Origin of the sequence: Sporosarcina sp. NCCP-2331, from assembly GCF_023707945.1 — a bacterium.
GTDB classification, from domain to species: domain Bacteria; phylum Bacillota; class Bacilli; order Bacillales_A; family Planococcaceae; genus Sporosarcina; species Sporosarcina cascadiensis.
On the sequence record NZ_BRCD01000010.1, the window covers coordinates 98,929 to 118,007 of the forward strand.

A 19,079-nucleotide genomic window follows, 5' to 3' on the forward strand; every position below is an offset into this window, starting at 1 on the left:
GGATAACCGAATGGATTGATTGCCAAGCCTGCTGCATATTAAGAAGCTGAGGCCTCTTTCAATGAATACTTGGATTTCCTGAAAAACCATACGAGAATGATTGATAAAAGTGCAATAACAGCGGAAATGAAATACATATTTCCGGCCTGCACCGTGAAGATCCACGTAAACAGCAAGGGCCCGATGATCCGTCCCATATTGTCCATCGAGTAGGAAAGGCCGGCAGCTGTTCCGTACATCCCGCCTGCTTCTTTCGTAGTCAGGGAAACGAGCACGGTCCGGACAAGTGCATTTCCGGCAGTGAATACACTCATCGCAAAGCCTGCCCAAATTAAGTTCGTTGAAAACGGGATCAGACATAAACCGATCGCCGTAACGACTTGGGCAACAATAATCCAAGATGTTTCCTGTCCGTTCTTAACACGCCGCACGACTCCGCCCTGAATCGCGGCATCAACTAAACCGCTTGCCATGAATAAATAGCCGAGCTGCAAAGGTGTAATGTGAATTTTATCAATCTGAAACAGCTGGAAAGTCGATTCAACCCCCGCTAATAAAAACGTAATGATGAAAGAAGTGATAAACAAGTAACGAATGCGGTATGTCCAAAGTGTCGAAGCACCTTTTGGAAGAATGGCCCGTTTATTCGCCGTGTTGTGTTTCTCCGGTTCTTTCAAGATGATGAATGCATAAATTGTCAATAAAAGTGTCAGAGCTCCTGAAGCGATAAATGGAACTTGCAGATGGATATTTCCAAGGATTCCTCCGATTGCCGGTCCGAAAATAAAGCCGAGACCAATCGACATGCCGAGCAGACCCATATATTTATTACGGTTTTCTTCCGTCGTCAAATCAGCAACAAAGCCGGTGACTGCAGTGTAAAGCGCGCCTGAAAAAACACCCCCGACAATGCGCGATACATACAGCAGTACTAGATGATTCATGAACGCGGAGAATAAAAAGAAGCTGGCGCTGAATCCCAGCAATCCAATCATGATTAATTTTTTTCGGCCTGTGCGGTCAGACAGAGCACCCCACAGCGGCGCAGTGAAAAATGAGGACAGTGCATAAATAGTCAGCAATCCGCCAACGTGAACCTCAGAATAGCCTTCCGCCAGGATAACTTCCGGTAAAATAGGAATAATGATGCCGAACCCTAAATAAACAAAGAATTGCACAGACATCAGCAAGAGTATCGTTTTCTTCATAGCAAACCTGCTTTCTGCGTATATTGTGTCTTTCACATCGTACGATGAATGCGGAGAGCGTTCAAGTATGGAGAACAGTTTAATTCCGAATAAAGAACCGGCAGCAAAATATCGTGTAAAGCGGCCTTTGCTTCTTATTTTATGACTCTTCACCAAAACATGTGCTTGACGACCTGTCACGTGCATTTTGGCAGTGTGTGGATGTAATATGTGCGGATTTCGTTTCTCGACTTTGTAGGGATTTTAATTGAAGTGTGAGTTTGCAGTTTAAACGGTCGACCCCGCAGTTGCGCCTTCGCTGGTGTGGAGAAGGTATAGCATATTGCTCTTTTGCAATATGCAGATTTAGTTGGTGTGTTTTCGTTTCTGGACTTTGTCTACAGCATCTCGCCTCCTTTGTATAAATTCACCCTACTATACGAGCGGGGGGACGCTGGAGTTTTTATTTTACCCAATTCAAACTAAAACTTTGCAAAAAATATACAATTGTAACATAAATGAAAGTAACATTTATTGTCAGTCATTTGAGGTTGATATAATGCGGTTTGTGGACGGTCGGCATGGTGTCGCCGTCATCGAGTGACGCAAAAGTGACAGGCTACAGTAGTTTTGTAAATGTATCTGCCGGTTTATGCATATCCGATTCTTCCACATGTACATAAGTATTTGCAGTTGTCTCATATTTAGCATGTCCCAGGAACTCCTGTAACGCCTTAATATCCATGCCTTGCCTATGCAGATAGGTAGCAGATGAGTGCCGTAAACTATGCAGATTGATTACGCGGAGGCCCATTCTTCCACATGCCTTCTTCCACATCTGACTAAAATAATTCGGATGCATGACTTTACCTTGCGTCCTAAACAGTAGATCAACGCCATCTATCTTTTCCCATAGATCTCCATGCTGGTAGCGTTTTTCATTCAGGCTAAAAGCGAACAACTTTAATTCCCTCATAAATTCTTCTGGATAAACAATTACCCGTTCTTTCTTTCCCTTTGGCAATCCGAGGTATTTTTCTTTCTTAGTTTCATCATAATTGAGGGACCGTTTAATGGTTATCGTATTGTTTTTATAATCAATTACATCTTCCGCTATACCTAGTACTTCTCCACGTCGTAAAGCTCCAAGAGACGCAGCCAGCAACATGATTCGATTACGTGTCTTTTCCGTATCCAGTAGCTTAAAAAACAACTCTAATTCTTCTGCCGTATAAACATCTGCCTTTTTAGGTTGTGTGCGATGTTTTAGCTTATATCTCTGCGTCGGATTGTGGAGGAGTATATCCCATTCGACCGCTTTACCAAATATACTTTGCAGCATGGTTACCTTGGTTGTCTCCGATTTTCTACCGCAGTTCTTTTCATTGATGAAAAATTCGTCAATATGAAATCTTTTAATTTTCCGCAGCTGCATATTGCCAAAATACTCGCGTACATGTTTCAGGTGGTTACTGTAATTATTTTGCGTACCAACCGTTAAATATTGTTGCACATGATTAGACCACCATCGATCAACGAAGCGATTGAATTTTATTGTCTCCAAATTCTCAATAGGCGTATTTAGGCATTCTAATTCAAATTCCAATGCCTTCTTTTTTAAATCACGAGCTGATGTAGCTGTCACCGTCTTGGTGCGTCGTTTGCGCGTGCCGTAATCGTCTGTACCTAACTCTACATATATCTTGTACTTGTCACCGTGTAAATGCTCTGTGGACGCCATATAAATTCCTCCTTCATTACTTTAAAAGTGGAACACTCGTTCTGTTTATGATATATTAGAATCGCATAGCAGGTCAAAAAATAAAAAATATACATATTTATTGGTGAAAATGAGGTATAATCCCAATAAGCTATTTAGCTTACATGCGGATGCGAGTAGACCATAACTCTACTCGTTATCGCTTACTTCGTCCCACTGGTATAAGTCTTCTATATGGCAATCTAAAATAGCGGAGATATTCTTGGCGACTTCCATCGACATCCCTTGCCTGCCGGTTACGTATTTATTTACCTGTTGTTTAGTTTTATTTAATTTGATTGCCAAATCATTTTGACTCATACCTTTACTATCTAAAATTTCGCGAAGTAAGCATCTTCCGACTTTGTAAGCCAAATAGACACCTCACAAAATATAATATAGGCGGTGTTGTTATGACAGATGATGTTTTTAATATACTCGTCCAATTCGTCAAGATTGTTGAGATTAAAAAAGAACCACTCGATACGGATGCGGAGCGAGCTGCTATTGATTCATTTTCTCGTAATACTCAACCGTAAACTTGATTCCTTCTAAAAATTTATCCCTTTCCTCATCTTCGAGCGAAAGGGCTTTTTCTATAAGCTTCTGCAAAAATCTCATCTGATCCGCGTCCAATGTTCCGTGATCCATTGTCTCCCTCAATTTATCCAAATAAGAACCATCGTGTTGTACTGGTGGGAAGAAATCGTCCACACGGACGCCGAAGATATGCGCCAGTTTGAAAAAAACATCAGAATCTGGTGATGCTGCCCCTCTTTCGTACGCAGATACAGAATTATTCTGTACTCCGATTTTTTCACCGACTTGTTTTTGAGTCAATCCCGCCTTGTTTCGATACTCTTTTATCTTCTTTCCTATATAGAGCTGTAATTCTTTTTCGTCTAACACGACAATTTAACCTCCCCTTCATCTCTTAATAATGCAGTCTTTACTGTTATTTTGCAATAAAAAACAAATATTATGCATTTTTATTGCATTTATTGTTGACAGTGCAATTATATTGCATTATAGTAGGTTCATAGACAACGAAAGAGGTGATTCGACATGCAGTGGAATTTGATTAGGCTTCGAAAAGAAGCGGGGTTGTCGCAAGAAGATATGGCAAATATCATTGGGATCAATAAAACGACATACTCTAACAAAGAACGCGGGACACATCAATTCCAAGCAAAAGAAATGTTTTTGTTGAAAGATTACTTTGATAAAAGCATGGATGAAATTTTTTTACCTCCTGACTGCAATAATATTGCAATGACAGAAGAGTGTAATCAACTGTAATACAGCCATCAAAGGTTGCGCTGGATCACGGACTAGAAAAATTCAGCAATCAATACAGGGAGGTGTATCCGTATGACACGTAGACGAGTAAGAGGCGCAAACGATCTGTCTAAATATCTACACTCCATTGGTTGTCCAATGTCGGAGTCCACAATTTTTAATCTATTGCGTCAAAAAAAGATCCCACACATTCGCCCATCATCAAGAATATTAATTTTCGACTTGGACGCGATCGACAAGTGGATCGATGAAAGAGAGGTGATCTAAATGACATCAGACGAAATCGCACTACTCAATAAACGCCTGAATGACATCATCGCTTGCACCAATCAAAGTATCAAACGCAGTAGATTGATTGCATTTAAAACAGACTTGGAAACTATTAATTCGCCAATAGTCAATTGGCTGCAGTCAGAAATTGAATATGAATTGGAGGGATTGGCGTGATTAGAAAATCAGACATCATTCGACAAAAACAAAACTTCGTACTTATCGAAAATGATGCATTTTTTTCAGAGTTTGATACTTACGAAATCGCAGTATACAAAGATCAGTTTCACTCGTTTCAATTTTCTAAGAAATTTAGAGGTTTAACATACATGTGCTTAATGACAGCTGAAGACATCATCAGTATGCAAGGCGCTGAATACTTCGCCCGTCTAATTAACTGCATCCAGGAAGAAACAGCATGAATGAAGATGTAGAACTGTTTGTCTGGCTGCTGCCCGTAATGATTGTTGTTATGGTCCTTGCATGGATAGGTCTTGTGTGGACGAGATACATGGTCACAGGGTCATTGGAAATTATCAAAATGATAGGGGGATTTATTTTATGAAGAACACATGGCGAACTAATCGATTGCAAGGATTACAGGCACATGCCACTAAGACTGTAAATGATTTGATCACTGAGGCGTATGCGAAAGGATATGAGGATGGGAAAGGTGAAGCGCAGTTTGATGAAGCGATGGATCAAGTCGCAACTATCAAATCAGCCAACCAACAACGTGCCGAATTGATCCAGCGGGCTAGGGAGTTTGTGGAGGTGAAACTTGATTCGTTGAAAGATTCAACCGTTGTGAATGGCGGGTTGAAAGTTAAGATGCGAGAAAATCCGACTTACTCCAGTTACGTTACTAAAATAGAATTCATCGTTAATGCGGAAAAAGGGACGGTAGTAGCTCTGTTGCGCTATGTAAACAAAAACGAAGTTCTAAATAAAGGCATAGCCAAATGCATGCCAGGCGAAGTGTTTAACGAATGGATTGGTAAAGCTATCGCACTAGCAAGAGCATTAGAGATTGATGTTCCTGTCGAGTTTTTGGAAGCTGTACAGCCGGATAAAAAAGTACCGGGCATGATTGTATGCCATCCCGCAATTGGCAGGTCCGTAACTTTAACAGCAAATAAAAGAATTCTAAATGTGAGTGAGGCTAATTATTTTTCACAATATGCGGATGAGTCTTTAATCATCGATGATTCCAACGCCGAATATGAGGTGAGTTGAATGCTCCATCCAGACATTGAACGCACAATATTAACCGGCCATCCACACAGAGAACCGTCTACAGTTGATTGCACATATTGCGATGATGAAATGCAAAAAGGCGAAGAAGTATATGCATTCCCGTCAGAAAATCATTATTACTGCTCATTAGATTGTGTCGGAAATCAAATGTTGAAAGAAGGAAATTTGGAAAGGGTGCTGCTCGAATGAACATCGAAAAGATCGTACTCAAAACGGAAAACTCCTGGCATGGTAAATCTGGCGAAACTCTGAAATGTCCGTTTCCTGATTGTCATCATAGAGCAAATTTAATCACGTTATCACATTGCCGTCTGGAGCATGGTATGGAACGCGAAGAAATTGGCGAATTGTATGGCGTACCGAAACGAGTCCATGGTCTGCATTATAAATTTGGACAGGCTTTTACGGGTGAAAGAGGCGATTGAAAGGTGGTGAGTGAGATGTGTAAATACTGTACGCCAGATAAACACGGTCGCCGTCTACCGTTAGATACAGAAGAGTTTCCTTTAAATCACAGCATGCCGAAAATCAAGAGAAACATATTGAAAATCTACCGGCAGCCGAACAATAAAAAACAATATTTCATCGGCATAAGTTCTAAAGATTGGTCTGCAGACGGGAAATTAATGTATCGGAATAATGGTTTTACCATGAAACGATATATCAAATTTTGCCCGATGTGCGGTAGAGATTTAGCTTTACCGATTAATTGAAAGGAGGTGAGAAGGATGGATAGAAAAATACTAGATTTTTTACGGTCATCTACAGAAGGTCCAGAAGAAATCAAAGTAGTTTATTTAGGCAAAGCCGGCAACTTTAATTACGGTATTGTGCAAATTGCTAAAGCTAGGTATGTGACGAAGACATGTAAGCCTTACCCCAATCCGAAAAGAAAATATAGTGTTTATCGAGTTGAAGATTCTGACGGCGATGCTTTCCCGATCAGTGATGACGGCAGCACTTTTTATAACGGATTTTATCCCGTGCCGGAACATTTAACAGTTGGCTCTGACATTGCTGACATAACTAATTATCGAGATTGGAGAAAGTCTGATGAATATTAAAACGCCCGGCGGCAACCGGACGAATTGTAAAACATCTATCTCTATTAATATATCACAAAGTAGGAGGATTTATTATGGGAAACAATTTTGAACAGCTTATCAATCATCTGGATGACATGCTGAAAGAAGAAAATGAGAAGTTGAGAAATATGGCTGTTAATGCCATGTCTACTGCTAGCGGATTACCATTTGCTGATAGGGCCATCATTGAATCGCATCGAAGTTATGAGCTTATGCAGAAACGTGTACTTGGCATGATTGACGCAGTGGAAGAAGTCAAGGCGTTTTCTGAAGGCTACTTTGAAAAGGAGAGTGATAAATAATGAACGTTATTCAAAATGAGGAAGTAGCCGAAGTCGAAGAAAAAGAACGCTTCGAAATTACAGATGAAAGCTCGCTCCATTGGACTTTTAGAAAAATGCGAGAGTTGAAAGGAGAAATTGCCGAAAAAGAAGAACTTGCGAAATTGGAATATGACCGGATTGATGAAGACCGTAAACTTGTCGATGTTTGGCTGGAAAAAGAAACTAATCCTCTATTGCAGTCTATTGAATATTTCGATCATCTTATCCGTGAATATCATATGACTTTATTGAGTAAAGATGATTCCAAAAAAACTCTATCCACACCTTATGGGGAAAGCAAAACTACCACTACCGCCGAACAACCAGACAAGGCCGACGATGAAAAGTTATTGGAATACGTCAAAGAAAACAATTTAACCAAGTTTTTGAAAGTTGAAGAATCTGTAAGATGGGGAGAATTGAAGAAATCTCTCATGGTAAGTGGTGAAAATGTTGTCGATGAAAGTGGTGAAATTGTAAAGGGCGTAAAGGTCAAACCGAAAACCGTCAATTACAAAATTGAGTTGAATTAATTAAAAAATTAAAGCGGATTTATTCGCTAAAAGGAGATTATCAAAATGACAAAAGAAAAATTAAACCAAAAAGAACAGCACTATGCAGGTAATCGGGACCAGGCGGAAGAAATCGTATTGGCTGCTAAAGATTCCATCTATCTAACCATGCACAAAATCAGTGAAAAACATAATAAGTTTGGTACGTATTTCCTTGTCGATCTGACTTACAGCTATAACGTTCCTCGTGAAATAATGGAAACGGAAGCCGCTAAAGATGCAGCTAACCATATTTTACATGATGGTGTGAAAGTTACCCAAGACTGTGACGGTTCGTTCCAGGTAGATCCGAATCAGATTTCTATTGATGAAGTTGTGGAAGACGATCCTGAAACGGCTGAATCAACTGACGTGCCATTTTAATAGAAAAGGAGTGTGGAAGAATTGAGATATGAAGTTGATGAAGGAATATTTGAAATTGCAGTAGCAAGACGAGAAAAACAAAAAGCTGTAATTGGTTTCATTGGTCCGTCTGGATCAGGTAAAACAGTATCAGCTTTGCGCTTGGCATACGGGATGATGAAAGAAGCTTATCCAGATGCAGATGAAAAGGAATTATGGTCAAAAATTGGAGTAGCTGATACGGAACATAAACGCGCACTACTTTACTGGAATGAACAATTCGGAGATATGAGAGTTGGAGAGTTTCTTCATATCGACTTTACACCGCCTTATACAACGGATCGTTACAATGCTGCTGTACAAGCTTTAAAGAAAACGGGTTGCGAAGTTATTATAGTAGATTCTCTGTCGCATAACTGGCAGGGAAAGGGCGGAATAATTGAAACGCATAGCAATATGACGGGTAACAGTTTTCAGAACTGGGGCAAGTTGTCCAGTGAGACTACAAGTTTAATAGAAACTCTCACTACGAATAATGTCCATGTTATTTGTACGATGAGAACAAAAACTGAATACGTTGTCGAATTAAATGAACATGGAAAAATGGCCCCTAGAAAAGTCGGAACGAAGCCCGTCCAAAAAGATGAATTTGAATATGAGTTCATGATTAATTTCATCGTCAATATGGAAGGTGTTTCTGAAACTTCAAAAGATAACACTCGATTATTTGAAGGTGAATCAAAAATCATAACAGAAGAAGACGGCGGAAAATTGTATCGCTGGGTCGAATTAGGAGTAGACGTAAAATCTGAAGAAGAGGCGAAACGTGCAGCTGCAGAAGAAGAAAGGCAGGCACTCATCCACACGATTCAATCCATGGTTAGCGCCGATCCGAATTTAGAAAGTAAAGTAACAAATTTCGAATTCAAGGCAAATCAAAAATTAGAAAACTTTTCAAAAGTATTATTAAAAACCGCTATCGAGCGATTAAAAGGAGAAGATAAATAATGTCATTTTTTAAAATGGAAGAAGTAGAAGAAGTAAAAGGGTTCCAGCTGCCGAAGCCAGGCAAGTATGAAGCGGTCATCATTAACGCAGTCGCAAAAAAGACAAATGCAGGGAAGGACATGTTGGTTGTAGATTTTGAAATTCGTTCAGATGTTCCACAAGAATCACAAGGTGCGAAAGTTTTATACAACAATTTCACGTTTGAACACCCGACGGCGCAAGGAATTGTAAAAAGCCTTTGTACATCAGCAGGAGTACCGCCGAACTACGCATTTTCATCTTGTGAAGAAATGGCGAATCTATTAATCAATCGCAATTTAGAGATTGGCGTAAAACATGAAGAAGGAAATAACGGTAATACGTACGCTAAGGCTAGTTATTATAATCCTTCAAATGCTGAAGCTCCATCGCAAGTTGGTAATGATCCATTCAGTCCAGGCGGCGGGCCGATTGAAATCACAGATGATGATCTTCCGTTCTAAATAAAATCAAATAGAGAGGTCTGTTTTAGCGGATCTCTCTTTTTTATACCCAAAAATCGAAAATTGGTGATGAAAATGGATGGAGATTTAATTTTTGGTCTTACTGCTGCTGTCATATTTATCTTTGCATATGGACTTGGATTTTTAAGAGGGAGGGAAATGTAATGCCAAACACACAACTATTAATCACTACATTGCAGGACCAGATAAAAGAACGTGATGACAGAATCAAGCTGCAGCATCAGGAAATATTGCATCTGCGGCAGGATGTAACTCGGATGACATCGATTGTGGATGCAGAAAGAAATTATCGGGAGGGGTCGGAATGATGGAGAATCACAGCTGCTACATCTGTGGCGAGTCGAATGACGAAATGCTCGCTTGTAATCATTGCGGACGTGAATTCTGCTCAGGTTGTTTGTAATTCAACAGTGAAATCCAGACCACTTGCCTTGAATGTGGAAGAGCAGGAAAGAGAGGGGGATATTATGACAATTGAAACGAATAAACAGCTATTCGATAAAGTCTTGCAAAAGCATTTCCCGACTGAAACGAATACAGAGCGGTTGGAACGAGCTAAAGACTATCTTCAAAATACTTTTATAGCACTTGCTCGAAAAAATGGTAAGACGCAGATGTGCGAAGACTTGACATACCTTATCCAACAAGCCGAACACGCCGAGAAATTATGTAAGCTTTATAACGAGCAAGGCACAGCACTTTCCAACAGAAGCAATGAAATTCATTTATTGAAACTAGAAAACGCTCGTCTGCTGGATGCGTTGGAGTTTTATGCGGACGAAGAAAATTACAACGTGAATACAACAAATCAATGGGAACCACTTATCCTTATTAATCAAGATCATGGGGAATTAGCCCGTCAAGCCCTGAAAGGAGAATCCGAATGACAATCACTTTAAGTAAATTCCTAGAGGCTGCTGCAAGTGTTGGCGCTCAAAAAGGTATCGAAGATATGCGTAAATCAATCTACCAGTTATCTACTAGCTTACCGGTGGATGAAGGATTCAAATTACTGGAACAATACGATTTAGCGATTAAATGCGCGAAATATATAGGTAAAGAAGAGGCGAATCAGAAAGGAGCATCCGTATGATCCCAGGACTCCACGGCGCCATCATAATCAATCCGCCGCCCACAGTTACGGTGATTAAACGTAAAAATAATAAACCCACGGTCATCGAATATGATGGCCTGCGGTTCATACAGGATCAGCAGCCGCGGAGTAGTAAACAAATTAGGAGGAAGAATAATGACCATCAAAATTAAAAACGGCCTACCTGTTTATTATGGAGATACTTTTACCATCAAACTTGCAAGATACAGTGATCCAGACAGATTACATGCAGCACGTAACGCCGCCCGTTATTTAGGTAAATCAGACATAGATAATATCCGACGTCCATTATCTATCATTCGCATGGGGCATGTGCCGGCTATATTCCGTGGAGAAATGGCAGAATTCGAGTTTGTGGATGTGAGCAAGGAAGTCTATGACCATCTGGCAACCTACAGTACGGCAAACATGCGAGTAGCAGGCGGTAATCGGGCACTGAAGAGTGATGGTTACACAATGCCTAGTGATAGAATGCAAGATCCGGAAATGGTCAAAACATGGATCGAGAATTCTATGGAGAGCTACCATTGCTTACTAGACCACAAAGAGACGCCACAAGTAGCCCGCTCTGCAATGCCGGTCAATGCCAAAATGAACACGTTCGTCTTTCAATTTAATTTCCTTACTCTCGGACAATCCGTCTTTAAACAGCGCATCTGGGAAAAAGGCGCACAAGGTAATACGGCAAAAGTGGTACAGGCCATGTATGAACTAGTTGAATTTATGGACTCTCAACTGTGGACGACATTTTACGAATGGTACGGGCAGCCGTCCACAGATTGGGTAGAGGTTCGCCGGAAAATTAAAAAGAAGAAAATCACACTTGAAGAATTCGTAGAACGAACTAGTAATGCTGATGGAAATATATTATTAGAAGATATGCTTGTCGAATTATACGGCGAACAGAAAAGTATGTGGTGATGGATATGGGTGAGGATTTAATCAAAAAACCAAACCACTACCACAAAGGCGGTATAGACGTGATTGAATTCGCCGGCATGAAATTTGATCCTGCTGAATTAAAAGGATTTTGCCGGATCAATGCTTTAAAATATATCACCCGTTATGACCAAAAAAATGGCGTGCAGGATCTTCACAAGGCGAATTTCTATGTTAATAAATTAATCGAATTGGAGGGCCAATCATGAAACGTACTAACGACAAAGGCGTTACTCGTCAGGTAGCCTTTAAAACGATCAACTGCAAAATATGCGGCGATGAGCAACAGGCGCAAATAGGCAGCGTGTGCCATCGAGACAGTGTTTGCATTATGTGCGCTAATCACGAAACGAAATCTAAGAAAAATGAAAATAGATATAAAAAATTCGAAGTTCAATAGGGGGATATAAAATGACAAAATATGAAGATTTAACTTATGAAGATAAGCAGAATGCGCTAGCCGAAGCCTTTAATTTTATGAATGCTGCCGATCTGCAGCAAACTACAAATAAAATTCGCAACTGGGCCATTTATCGAAGTTTGGATGAAGCAAGCCCGCGCGATCAGTTTATCAAGCTACATGAAGAAACAGGCGAGATTGCCACCGCGCTACTGAAAAACAAGCCGGCAGATTTGAAGGACGGTATCGGTGACGCGTTTGTCGTCCTCACTATCCTGGCTATGCAGCTTGGGACAAGTATTGAAGAGTGTGCAGCCATTGCTTACGAAGAAATCAAAGACCGGAAAGGCAAAATGGTCAATGGCGTGTTTGTAAAAGAAGCTGATTTGAAATGACAAATATATTTGCAAGAAAAAGGGGGTGGATAAATTGTACGAAGCAATACCTGAAGAATTAAAAGAATTAAAGCAGTGGTGTTGTTTCAAGTTGCAGCCCCGCGAAGAAAAAATGACGAAAATTCCAGTGAGTGCATATGATGGATCGCCAGCCAAGAGTAATGATGAAAACACTTGGTCAGACTTCGAAACAGCAATAGAAGCGGTTGAAAAGTTCAATTTAGATGGTTTAGGTTTCTTCTTTAAAGCTCCATACTTCGGTATTGACATCGACAATGTAAAAGAAGAAATTGAAAGATTTCATAACGACGATCACGACAATAATATTGTTTCTGAATTCATCGATATGATGTGCAGCTATAGTGAAATATCGGTAAGTGGGACAGGCCTTCACATTATCGCGAAAGGTGATTTGCCGAAAGGCGCTCGCAGACGCGGAAATATTGAAATGTATGATAGTGGTCGATTTTTCGTTATGACGGGGAATCAAATTGGTCCCTATTCGCGTGTGGAAGAAGATGAATATAACAAAATCAATTACCTCCACAATAAATACCTTCACAAACCGAAAGTTCCAGAAAGTCGAAATTCGGTTAGCGAATCATATGGTACAAGCTTTAGTGAAGATGAGCTAATAAATATTGCATTAAAAAGTAAAATCGGCGGCCGTTTTCAAATATTTTTAAATGGTGGATGGGAACAGTTTTATAGTTCTCAATCAGAAGCTGATATGGCATTCGCCAATGATTTGGCTTTCTGGACAAATTGCGATTACACCATGATGGACAGCATTTTCCGGCGTTCTTCTCTTATGAGAGATAAATGGGAAAGAAAACAAAATGCCTCCACATATGGTGATGAAACAATACGAAAAGCAATAAATGATTGTACGAATACTTTTGATCCTGAACCTAAGAAAAAAGGAGAAAATGACTTTTTTGAACTAGAAGGGAACACCAGGAAAGTTGAACGGAAATATTACAGTTTCGACGATACTGGAAATGCCCAGCGCTTCAAAGATGCTTACGGTGATTTCATCCGTTATTCATATGTACGGAAAAATTGGTACTACTATGACGGTAAGATATGGCAGATTGATCAAGAAGGAATGATCAAAAAATTGGTAGATAAAACTGTCGCGAAAATGAAAAACGAAGCTCTTTTCATTCCGGAAGATGTAGATGAGGATGTTGTTAAAAAGAATTTTCAGCAACATGTGAAATCTACTCGCAGTAGTAAAGGGAAAACAAATATGTTGAAAGAAACCGAGCATTTAACAGCTGTTCAACCATCGCAGTTCGACAGCGAGGTGGATTTATTCAACGTCAGAAACGGTTACTTAGATTTAGAAAAATCGAACCTTCTGGAACATGATAAATCAAAGTATTTCACGAAAATTTCCAGTGTGGAATTTACCGATAAGATCGGCTGCTCGTTATGGCTCGAATTTTTGGATCAGATATTTGATGGAAATAAAGAGCTGATAGATTACATGCAAAAGGCCGTGGGTTATTCCCTCTCTGGCAGCACACAAGAACAAATGATGTTTATTTTATACGGGAATGGCCGAAACGGTAAATCTGTATTTTTGGATATTGTCACTGAAATGTTTGGTAGTTATGCAACGAATATACAGCCGCAAACAATCATGGTCAAACAACAATCCGGCGGTGCTAACAGTGATATAGCTAGATTGGCAGGCGCTAGATTAGTGACCACTACCGAGCCTAACGAAGGCGTTAGGTTAGATGAAGGATTGGTTAAACAGTTGACCGGTGGAGATAAAGTAACGGCTCGTTTCTTATACGAGAACGAATTTGACTTTATTCCTCAATTCAAACTGTGGATGGCAACAAACCACAAACCAATTATTCGCGGTACTGACGATGGTATATGGAGACGATTGGCGATCATTCCTTTCACCGTCCAAATTCCAGAGAATAAAATTGATTATAATTTAACGAATAAATTAAAAGGTGAATTAACTGCAATTCTTAATTGGGCTGTCGAAGGATATGCAAAATGGAAAGTGGAAGGTTTGAAAGAACCGGAAATTATTAAAGCGCAGCGTCAAGAATATCGTGTCGAAATGGATAGCATTGAATGTTTTCTTGAAGATTGTTGTGTTAGAGGATCGAGTGCTAGAGTTCCAGCAAAACAATTTTTCTCTGAATATAAAAGTTGGGCATCTGAAAATGGGCAATATATGATGTCCAGCACGAAATTTGGGAGAGAGATGGGAAAAAAGTTCAATAAATTAAAAACAAGCGGAACAATTTATTATGTCGGAGTTCGACTTTTCGACAAAAACGATGACGGTTTTTTCAAGTTTGGAGGTTAAAGGGAGGGTTTAGGGATAGTTTAGGGAGGGTTGAGATGAAAATGAACTCAACCGCCAGAAGTGCCCTAAGCCCTTATATTACTTACTTTCTTTATGATTCTTTGTCTAACTTTAGGGATAGTAGGGATAGTAGGGATAGTTTTATAAACAAGTAGGTAATTCTTTATGAGTAATAGATATATAGAAAAGGTTTCTGGAGCAAGTGTCCCTAGTGGTAAAAAACAAGGTTGAAACCTTGCGGCAGTAAGGCTGGAGGGTTGTTTCAAACCTCCCCTTAAACTATCCCCTTTATAAAAAACGAGGTGATTTTGATGGAAAAGGAAGAGGTTTTTAAAGAAATAGGCGATTTATCCAAGGTAATTAGAAAAGATTTATTCAAATTAATACAAATGTCTCAAAATGTAAAAATGAGAAAATTTGAAGTCGATGCTATTTGTCGATCACTTCATCATTTAGATAAATTCCGCAGTCGAGCAGAAGATTTTATGCTATCTAAAGACATTGGTAATTTAGGGATATTTTATCCGGATGATGAAGATGACAAATAATATATTAAAAATCCTTTCACTCATCTGGAAATCCGGCGCTGAAATTTATCGCGATGAATCAGACGGCAGGCTTGCACTAAATAATGCGAGCTTGATCCATCCAGATGTATTAAAATCTGCGGAACCAATTTTTAATCAAATTGATGATTGGTTTAAAAGTTGGGAGGGTGCAGCAGCGGCAGACATTACAATTCAAAAGGCGCTCTATCTCTTCTGTGGATGGCAGACAAACGAAAAAATGAATAAATGGTTATGCGCTGATGAAGAATCATTGTCTTTGCTGCATGATTGGACGGTTGTTCTTGCTCGTAATGGCTGGACTGATCCGTATGATGATTATCGTCAATATGAAAATGACGAATCAAATTCTATGAAAATTAAATTCTACGAACAAGCTAAATCATGGGCTAGTCGAAATAAGTAGTTTACGAGCGTTTCTAGGCGTTTTGTGTCGAATGTTGGCGCTGATTCAATGAACTGCCTAGGAAGCTCAAAAACGAACGCTGTGACGTTTTAAGAAGGGAGTAAATGAATTGATCCATTACAAATACACCGACAAAGAAATTGAAGCAATTTTGAAGACGTTGACCATTGTTATTGACAGTCGCGAAAAAGTAAACATGCATATCCTTGAATATTTAAAAGCGAAAAAGGTTCCTGTAAAAATTCAAAAATTAGATCATGGCGATTATTCTGCAATGATTCCGGCAAATGTTGAATTAGGCATCCATCGTGATTTATATCTAAATACGTTTGTTGAGAGAAAAAATGGAGTAGATGAAATTACAGGTAATCTGCAGAAAGACACCCAACATGCATTTATCAATGAATTAATTCGAGCGCAGGGCAGCCGCTTTGTTCTGTTTGTGGAAGAGCCTGATTTTGACGAGAAAATTGCAAAAGGTGATTATCGTTCGAAATACGATCCAAAAGCATTGAAAGGCCGATTGGAAAGCCTGAAAGCAAAATATAACTTTGAAATCATACCAATGAGTAAACAGATGATTGGCCATAATATTCTCCATCGGTTTTTTTATCAAGCGCGGCATTTTTTAAAGACTGGAATGTTTTGATACGCAGTAGACGGATGATGTGCAATAAGGAGTTGGTAAAAATGCAGGTGGGAACAAGAGTTAAGGTGTCTAATAAAAATCAAATAAACTATCCGTTAAAAGGTATCGTTGTCGAAAAGGAGACGTCACCATGCGGCGTTAAAATGAGCAAGGTAAAGTTTACATGGGTTGAGTGCTGGTACGCAGATGAGGATTTGAAAGAGTTAAAGTGATGCACATTTCGAACAAACTGTAATGCAATAATAAAGGTAGGTGGGAAATTTGTACGAATGGTTAAAGGATTATAGAAAACTAGAAGATGAAATAATTTATATGGAATTTAATCTGGATCGTTCGCAAAGAGAATTGAAACGATGGGTTGAAGGTGATCTAGCTGGTGTAAAGTTGACAGCTGAATCAAATGGAGCCAGATTAGAAGAGTTTATTGAAGCTGCTGAATATGATCTTGCCCATAAAATGAATGATCTTTATGAAGCAAGAAAATTAATCGCCACATTCAGTGGTCTTGATAATCAAATACTGTTTGGAAAGTATGTGGAAGGCAAGACGCTACTTGACGTTGCATTCGACTTAGATAAAAGTCCAAACTATATCTACAACAAACATGCACAAATTATGAAAATGATTGACTATGCATATAACTTACAAAACAAATAATCAGGACTTAGTATAACAAAAGTTCACGTTAACTTTAGGTGAAATTAAATTATAGAACCCATTGAAAATCTCATTTATAGTAAGAGTATAAAGAACTGACAGTTAGCCGGTTCTTTATATTTCCCTCTTATCCTTTGCACCCACACGATAGCCACGGCAGTATAGTGTCCTATGTACAACGTGTGGGTGGTTTTCTTTTACTGACCATTTGGATATACTGGCAGTAGGAGGGGATATATCATGGATAGTAAAGTTATGGAAGCAATCAATCAAAGAAATATAGAAATTGAAAGGCTGACCACGCTTTTAAACAGTGGAAGTCTTACTCCAAAAGAATTAAAAAAGACTGAAAAAGAAATCGCCAAACTTGAAAAGATGAATAAGAAATCTGAATTCTGGGGCGGAGTGGCAAGTAAGACTACAGCTACTGGCGAAAAGTTACAACAGACTGGCAAGGCGATGCAGAAGGCTGGACTTAAAACGACTGCTGCCGTGTGGACGCCAGCTGTTTACTTAGGGTACAAAGCAGTCAAAAGTGTGAAAGGTAGATCACCTGAATCTGATTTAGTTGCTCTGGTTAAAGAATGCGAAGAAGCACACGCTGCAGGAAAGATCACTGAAGAACAAATGAAACAATATATAATTGATTTCACGAATAATTATTATCGGAAGGAGTAATGTCGATGCAAGATGTTTCCTGTGATAATTGCCAGAAAGAATTTACAATCAAACCGAAAACAAAAAATCATGGTATTTCTATTAAAGAAACATATTTTATTTGTCCGCATTGCAAAGAAAAATATATTGCTTTCGTGACAGATCCTGAATGTCGGAAGTTGCAAAAACAAATTCGAGAATTCCGGGAAACAAAAAATATTCCGGCTCAACAATTTGCGGCTAATGAAATCACCGATGAAGAATACATTCAAGCAATTGATGATATTGAGAAGCAAATCAATCGGCTGACGCAACAGTTAGAACCAAAGATGAATCAACTGAAAGAACAATACTCTTAGCATCTATCCATTCGGGTAGGTGCTTTTATTATGTAGAGGTGGTGATGGTATGGCGTCAATGTTAATACTCATCGGTACAGTCCTGACAGTGTTCGTTACGTTACCAATCCTATTCATCGGCCGATTACTACAGCAAAGGAAGGTTTGATCCAGCATCTGCCTGCTCAGGCTTACGAGCAACCACAAGGCGTCTGGCTATCATTGTCAGGCGCTATTGTTATGAGGTGATCCAGTGGCTCCTATGCGTCAGTGTCGTCATCCGTCTTGTCGTCTACTGATACCGTTCACGGATACTTACTGTGAGCGTCACACCCAGACAGTCAATCAAAGCTATGACAAGGCAAGACAAAGAGACAATCCAGCTTATGTAGCCTTTTACAAGACGGGGGCATGGCGTAACACTCGCAAGGTAGCGCTAATGCGCGACGAGTGGTTATGTCAACACTGCTTACAGACGAATGTATATAAACCTGCAGAGATGGTTGACCATATCATTCCCACTCTTGTGGATTGGGATAAACGATTAGAGTTAGACAACCTGCAGAGCTTGTGTGATACGTGCCACAAACGGAAGACTGCAAAAGACGTAACAAAGTATAGAAAGAGTCCCCCCGGCTCGTTCTAACCCTACTGTGCGGCTCCTGATAGACCGGCGGGGAGTCTTCTTTAAGAAATTTGCCAGAAACTACTTTACTAAATTAGGAAAGGGGTGAGGGAATGGCTAGACCAAGAAAATTATCCGGCGCTTCTACTGGGAAAATCGGAAAAGAAGAAATTGAACAGCGAAAGAAAGAAGAAGAAACTCTTCGTGAATTTGAGAAAATTTCTCTCTCACCTCCTTCCTGGTTAAGTAAAGATGCAAAGAAGGAATATAAGCGAATTGTTCCGCTCATGGAAAAACTACCAATTGCGGCGCTTGATTTAGCATCGGTTGCTATGTACTGTGATTACTTTTCGAAGTACAAGGCGGCCTCTCTCTGTGTGGAAGTAC

Annotated in this window: 36 protein-coding genes; 32 read left to right on the forward strand and 4 right to left on the reverse strand. The window is 39.6% G+C overall.

The window, feature by feature from the left end; all coding sequences use genetic code 11:
* Window positions 1-38: 38 nt before the first annotated feature.
* From NCCP2331_RS07935 to NCCP2331_RS07950, 4 genes are all read right to left on the reverse strand, one after another.
* Entirely contained in the window at window positions 39-1,208 is a 1,170-nt protein-coding gene (locus NCCP2331_RS07935) for an MFS transporter (RefSeq protein WP_153723208.1), read from the reverse strand.
* A 598-nt stretch (window positions 1,209-1,806) separates the two neighbouring features.
* Window positions 1,807-2,928 carry a tyrosine-type recombinase/integrase gene (locus NCCP2331_RS07940; RefSeq protein ID WP_251669809.1) on the reverse strand — a complete coding sequence of 374 codons (1,122 nt, stop codon included), beginning with the start codon at window positions 2,926-2,928 and terminating at the stop codon, window positions 1,807-1,809.
* Window positions 2,929-3,096: 168 nt separating this feature from the next.
* Window positions 3,097-3,321 (reverse strand): helix-turn-helix transcriptional regulator, encoded by a 225-nt coding sequence (locus NCCP2331_RS07945; protein WP_251669811.1) that lies wholly within the window; start codon window positions 3,319-3,321, stop codon window positions 3,097-3,099.
* A gap of 129 nt (window positions 3,322-3,450) precedes the next feature.
* Entirely contained in the window at window positions 3,451-3,855 is a 405-nt protein-coding gene (locus NCCP2331_RS07950) for a helix-turn-helix transcriptional regulator (RefSeq protein WP_251669812.1), read from the reverse strand.
* A 156-nt stretch (window positions 3,856-4,011) separates the two neighbouring features.
* On the opposite strand from NCCP2331_RS07950, the gene NCCP2331_RS07955 reads away from it, so the two are divergent.
* The 32 genes from NCCP2331_RS07955 to NCCP2331_RS08110 form a co-directional block, all read left to right on the forward strand.
* Entirely contained in the window at window positions 4,012-4,245 is a 234-nt protein-coding gene (locus NCCP2331_RS07955; RefSeq protein WP_251669814.1) for a helix-turn-helix transcriptional regulator, read from the forward strand.
* A 267-nt stretch (window positions 4,246-4,512) separates the two neighbouring features.
* Window positions 4,513-4,692, forward strand: a complete 180-nt coding sequence (locus NCCP2331_RS07960) for a hypothetical protein (RefSeq protein ID WP_251669816.1) — start codon at window positions 4,513-4,515, stop codon at window positions 4,690-4,692.
* Window positions 4,689-4,937: a hypothetical protein gene (locus NCCP2331_RS07965; RefSeq protein ID WP_251669818.1), complete on the forward strand. Its 249-nt coding sequence runs from the start codon at window positions 4,689-4,691 to the stop codon at window positions 4,935-4,937. Before NCCP2331_RS07960 ends, NCCP2331_RS07965 begins: the two co-directional genes overlap by 4 nt.
* Window positions 4,934-5,080 carry a hypothetical protein gene (locus tag NCCP2331_RS07970; protein WP_251669820.1) on the forward strand — a complete coding sequence of 49 codons (147 nt, stop codon included), beginning with the start codon at window positions 4,934-4,936 and terminating at the stop codon, window positions 5,078-5,080. Before NCCP2331_RS07965 ends, NCCP2331_RS07970 begins: the two co-directional genes overlap by 4 nt.
* Complete coding sequence (locus tag NCCP2331_RS07975; protein WP_251669822.1) at window positions 5,077-5,751, forward strand: FliH/SctL family protein; 675 nt, start codon at window positions 5,077-5,079, stop codon at window positions 5,749-5,751. The genes NCCP2331_RS07970 and NCCP2331_RS07975 overlap by 4 nt, the downstream gene beginning before the upstream one ends.
* A complete protein-coding gene (locus tag NCCP2331_RS07980) occupies window positions 5,752-5,961 on the forward strand; it encodes a hypothetical protein (RefSeq protein WP_251669824.1) in 210 nt (69 codons plus the stop codon).
* The gene (locus NCCP2331_RS07985; protein WP_251669826.1) at window positions 5,958-6,197 is read left to right on the forward strand and encodes a hypothetical protein; all 240 of its coding nucleotides are present in this window, start codon (window positions 5,958-5,960) and stop codon (window positions 6,195-6,197) included. Before NCCP2331_RS07980 ends, NCCP2331_RS07985 begins: the two co-directional genes overlap by 4 nt.
* Before the next feature lie 3 nt (window positions 6,198-6,200).
* Window positions 6,201-6,485, forward strand: coding sequence for a hypothetical protein (locus NCCP2331_RS07990; RefSeq protein WP_251669828.1), 285 nt, complete (start codon window positions 6,201-6,203; stop codon window positions 6,483-6,485).
* A 15-nt stretch (window positions 6,486-6,500) separates the two neighbouring features.
* Entirely contained in the window at window positions 6,501-6,836 is a 336-nt protein-coding gene (locus NCCP2331_RS07995; RefSeq protein WP_251669830.1) for a hypothetical protein, read from the forward strand.
* 74 nt (window positions 6,837-6,910) lie between these two features.
* The gene (locus NCCP2331_RS08000) at window positions 6,911-7,159 is read left to right on the forward strand and encodes a hypothetical protein (RefSeq protein WP_251669833.1); all 249 of its coding nucleotides are present in this window, start codon (window positions 6,911-6,913) and stop codon (window positions 7,157-7,159) included.
* Complete coding sequence (locus tag NCCP2331_RS08005; RefSeq protein WP_251669835.1) at window positions 7,159-7,713, forward strand: host-nuclease inhibitor Gam family protein; 555 nt, start codon at window positions 7,159-7,161, stop codon at window positions 7,711-7,713. The genes NCCP2331_RS08000 and NCCP2331_RS08005 overlap by 1 nt, the downstream gene beginning before the upstream one ends.
* A 45-nt stretch (window positions 7,714-7,758) precedes the next feature.
* Window positions 7,759-8,115: an organic solvent tolerance protein OstA gene (locus tag NCCP2331_RS08010; protein WP_251669836.1), complete on the forward strand. Its 357-nt coding sequence runs from the start codon at window positions 7,759-7,761 to the stop codon at window positions 8,113-8,115.
* A 45-nt stretch (window positions 8,116-8,160) separates the two neighbouring features.
* Window positions 8,161-9,102, forward strand: coding sequence for an AAA family ATPase (locus tag NCCP2331_RS08015; RefSeq protein WP_251669889.1), 942 nt, complete (start codon window positions 8,161-8,163; stop codon window positions 9,100-9,102).
* Window positions 9,102-9,584: a DUF669 domain-containing protein gene (locus NCCP2331_RS08020; RefSeq protein WP_251669837.1), complete on the forward strand. Its 483-nt coding sequence runs from the start codon at window positions 9,102-9,104 to the stop codon at window positions 9,582-9,584. The genes NCCP2331_RS08015 and NCCP2331_RS08020 overlap by 1 nt, the downstream gene beginning before the upstream one ends.
* 164 nt (window positions 9,585-9,748) lie before the next feature.
* Window positions 9,749-9,913 (forward strand): hypothetical protein, encoded by a 165-nt coding sequence (locus NCCP2331_RS08025; protein ID WP_251669839.1) that lies wholly within the window; start codon window positions 9,749-9,751, stop codon window positions 9,911-9,913.
* 159 nt (window positions 9,914-10,072) lie between these two features.
* Window positions 10,073-10,492: a hypothetical protein gene (locus NCCP2331_RS08030; RefSeq protein ID WP_251669841.1), complete on the forward strand. Its 420-nt coding sequence runs from the start codon at window positions 10,073-10,075 to the stop codon at window positions 10,490-10,492.
* The gene (locus tag NCCP2331_RS08035) at window positions 10,489-10,698 is read left to right on the forward strand and encodes a hypothetical protein (RefSeq protein WP_251669843.1); all 210 of its coding nucleotides are present in this window, start codon (window positions 10,489-10,491) and stop codon (window positions 10,696-10,698) included. Before NCCP2331_RS08030 ends, NCCP2331_RS08035 begins: the two co-directional genes overlap by 4 nt.
* Window positions 10,695-10,871 carry a hypothetical protein gene (locus NCCP2331_RS08040; RefSeq protein WP_251669845.1) on the forward strand — a complete coding sequence of 59 codons (177 nt, stop codon included), beginning with the start codon at window positions 10,695-10,697 and terminating at the stop codon, window positions 10,869-10,871. The genes NCCP2331_RS08035 and NCCP2331_RS08040 overlap by 4 nt, the downstream gene beginning before the upstream one ends.
* On the forward strand, window positions 10,855-11,640 hold the full coding sequence (locus NCCP2331_RS08045) for an FAD-dependent thymidylate synthase (protein WP_251669853.1): 786 nt from the start codon (window positions 10,855-10,857) through the stop codon (window positions 11,638-11,640). Before NCCP2331_RS08040 ends, NCCP2331_RS08045 begins: the two co-directional genes overlap by 17 nt.
* 5 nt (window positions 11,641-11,645) lie before the next feature.
* Entirely contained in the window at window positions 11,646-11,867 is a 222-nt protein-coding gene (locus NCCP2331_RS08050) for a DUF3310 domain-containing protein (RefSeq protein WP_251669855.1), read from the forward strand.
* Window positions 11,864-12,058, forward strand: a complete 195-nt coding sequence (locus NCCP2331_RS08055) for a hypothetical protein (RefSeq protein ID WP_251669857.1) — start codon at window positions 11,864-11,866, stop codon at window positions 12,056-12,058. Before NCCP2331_RS08050 ends, NCCP2331_RS08055 begins: the two co-directional genes overlap by 4 nt.
* An 11-nt stretch (window positions 12,059-12,069) precedes the next feature.
* The gene (locus tag NCCP2331_RS08060; RefSeq protein WP_376776808.1) at window positions 12,070-12,453 is read left to right on the forward strand and encodes a MazG-like family protein; all 384 of its coding nucleotides are present in this window, start codon (window positions 12,070-12,072) and stop codon (window positions 12,451-12,453) included.
* A 34-nt stretch (window positions 12,454-12,487) separates the two neighbouring features.
* Complete coding sequence (locus tag NCCP2331_RS08065) at window positions 12,488-14,794, forward strand: phage/plasmid primase, P4 family (RefSeq protein WP_251669859.1); 2,307 nt, start codon at window positions 12,488-12,490, stop codon at window positions 14,792-14,794.
* A gap of 311 nt (window positions 14,795-15,105) precedes the next feature.
* Window positions 15,106-15,342 (forward strand): hypothetical protein, encoded by a 237-nt coding sequence (locus tag NCCP2331_RS08070; protein ID WP_251669861.1) that lies wholly within the window; start codon window positions 15,106-15,108, stop codon window positions 15,340-15,342.
* On the forward strand, window positions 15,323-15,766 hold the full coding sequence (locus NCCP2331_RS08075; RefSeq protein WP_251669863.1) for a hypothetical protein: 444 nt from the start codon (window positions 15,323-15,325) through the stop codon (window positions 15,764-15,766). The genes NCCP2331_RS08070 and NCCP2331_RS08075 overlap by 20 nt, the downstream gene beginning before the upstream one ends.
* A gap of 109 nt (window positions 15,767-15,875) precedes the next feature.
* On the forward strand, window positions 15,876-16,415 hold the full coding sequence (locus tag NCCP2331_RS08080) for an ERCC4 domain-containing protein (RefSeq protein WP_251669864.1): 540 nt from the start codon (window positions 15,876-15,878) through the stop codon (window positions 16,413-16,415).
* 41 nt (window positions 16,416-16,456) lie between these two features.
* Entirely contained in the window at window positions 16,457-16,627 is a 171-nt protein-coding gene (locus tag NCCP2331_RS08085) for a hypothetical protein (protein WP_251669867.1), read from the forward strand.
* Window positions 16,628-16,676: 49 nt separating this feature from the next.
* Window positions 16,677-17,072: a hypothetical protein gene (locus tag NCCP2331_RS08090; protein WP_251669869.1), complete on the forward strand. Its 396-nt coding sequence runs from the start codon at window positions 16,677-16,679 to the stop codon at window positions 17,070-17,072.
* Between the two features lie 240 nt (window positions 17,073-17,312).
* A complete protein-coding gene (locus tag NCCP2331_RS08095; RefSeq protein ID WP_251669871.1) occupies window positions 17,313-17,750 on the forward strand; it encodes a BREX-1 system adenine-specific DNA-methyltransferase PglX in 438 nt (145 codons plus the stop codon).
* A gap of 5 nt (window positions 17,751-17,755) precedes the next feature.
* A complete protein-coding gene (locus tag NCCP2331_RS08100; RefSeq protein ID WP_251669873.1) occupies window positions 17,756-18,088 on the forward strand; it encodes a hypothetical protein in 333 nt (110 codons plus the stop codon).
* 418 nt (window positions 18,089-18,506) lie between these two features.
* Entirely contained in the window at window positions 18,507-18,713 is a 207-nt protein-coding gene (locus NCCP2331_RS08105; protein ID WP_264879235.1) for an HNH endonuclease, read from the forward strand.
* A 92-nt stretch (window positions 18,714-18,805) separates the two neighbouring features.
* On the forward strand, window positions 18,806-19,079 hold a 274-nt coding region (locus NCCP2331_RS08110; RefSeq protein ID WP_251669874.1), incomplete at its 3' end, for a P27 family phage terminase small subunit.

Coding starts and splice junctions, on each gene's coding strand:
- NCCP2331_RS07980 (WP_251669824.1), top strand. CDS start 5,752: ATGCTCCATCCAGACATTGAACGCACAATATTAACCGGCCATCCACAC.
- NCCP2331_RS07955 (WP_251669814.1), top strand. CDS start 4,012: ATGCAGTGGAATTTGATTAGGCTTCGAAAAGAAGCGGGGTTGTCGCAA.
- NCCP2331_RS07995 (WP_251669830.1), top strand. CDS start 6,501: ATGGATAGAAAAATACTAGATTTTTTACGGTCATCTACAGAAGGTCCA.
- NCCP2331_RS07960 (WP_251669816.1), top strand. CDS start 4,513: ATGACATCAGACGAAATCGCACTACTCAATAAACGCCTGAATGACATC.
- NCCP2331_RS08055 (WP_251669857.1), top strand. CDS start 11,864: ATGAAACGTACTAACGACAAAGGCGTTACTCGTCAGGTAGCCTTTAAA.
- NCCP2331_RS08060 (WP_376776808.1), top strand. CDS start 12,070: ATGACAAAATATGAAGATTTAACTTATGAAGATAAGCAGAATGCGCTA.
- NCCP2331_RS08095 (WP_251669871.1), top strand. CDS start 17,313: ATGGATAGTAAAGTTATGGAAGCAATCAATCAAAGAAATATAGAAATT.
- NCCP2331_RS07985 (WP_251669826.1), top strand. CDS start 5,958: ATGAACATCGAAAAGATCGTACTCAAAACGGAAAACTCCTGGCATGGT.
- NCCP2331_RS08005 (WP_251669835.1), top strand. CDS start 7,159: ATGAACGTTATTCAAAATGAGGAAGTAGCCGAAGTCGAAGAAAAAGAA.
- NCCP2331_RS08035 (WP_251669843.1), top strand. CDS start 10,489: ATGACAATCACTTTAAGTAAATTCCTAGAGGCTGCTGCAAGTGTTGGC.
- NCCP2331_RS08025 (WP_251669839.1), top strand. CDS start 9,749: ATGCCAAACACACAACTATTAATCACTACATTGCAGGACCAGATAAAA.
- NCCP2331_RS08050 (WP_251669855.1), top strand. CDS start 11,646: ATGGGTGAGGATTTAATCAAAAAACCAAACCACTACCACAAAGGCGGT.
- NCCP2331_RS08030 (WP_251669841.1), top strand. CDS start 10,073: ATGACAATTGAAACGAATAAACAGCTATTCGATAAAGTCTTGCAAAAG.
- NCCP2331_RS08100 (WP_251669873.1), top strand. CDS start 17,756: ATGCAAGATGTTTCCTGTGATAATTGCCAGAAAGAATTTACAATCAAA.
- NCCP2331_RS07935 (WP_153723208.1), bottom strand. CDS start 1,208: ATGAAGAAAACGATACTCTTGCTGATGTCTGTGCAATTCTTTGTTTAT.
- NCCP2331_RS07975 (WP_251669822.1), top strand. CDS start 5,077: ATGAAGAACACATGGCGAACTAATCGATTGCAAGGATTACAGGCACAT.
- NCCP2331_RS08040 (WP_251669845.1), top strand. CDS start 10,695: ATGATCCCAGGACTCCACGGCGCCATCATAATCAATCCGCCGCCCACA.
- NCCP2331_RS08020 (WP_251669837.1), top strand. CDS start 9,102: ATGTCATTTTTTAAAATGGAAGAAGTAGAAGAAGTAAAAGGGTTCCAG.
- NCCP2331_RS08010 (WP_251669836.1), top strand. CDS start 7,759: ATGACAAAAGAAAAATTAAACCAAAAAGAACAGCACTATGCAGGTAAT.
- NCCP2331_RS08000 (WP_251669833.1), top strand. CDS start 6,911: ATGGGAAACAATTTTGAACAGCTTATCAATCATCTGGATGACATGCTG.
- NCCP2331_RS08070 (WP_251669861.1), top strand. CDS start 15,106: ATGGAAAAGGAAGAGGTTTTTAAAGAAATAGGCGATTTATCCAAGGTA.
- NCCP2331_RS07970 (WP_251669820.1), top strand. CDS start 4,934: ATGAATGAAGATGTAGAACTGTTTGTCTGGCTGCTGCCCGTAATGATT.
- NCCP2331_RS07940 (WP_251669809.1), bottom strand. CDS start 2,928: ATGGCGTCCACAGAGCATTTACACGGTGACAAGTACAAGATATATGTA.
- NCCP2331_RS08085 (WP_251669867.1), top strand. CDS start 16,457: ATGCAGGTGGGAACAAGAGTTAAGGTGTCTAATAAAAATCAAATAAAC.
- NCCP2331_RS08045 (WP_251669853.1), top strand. CDS start 10,855: ATGACCATCAAAATTAAAAACGGCCTACCTGTTTATTATGGAGATACT.
- NCCP2331_RS08105 (WP_264879235.1), top strand. CDS start 18,507: ATGCGCGACGAGTGGTTATGTCAACACTGCTTACAGACGAATGTATAT.
- NCCP2331_RS08075 (WP_251669863.1), top strand. CDS start 15,323: ATGATGAAGATGACAAATAATATATTAAAAATCCTTTCACTCATCTGG.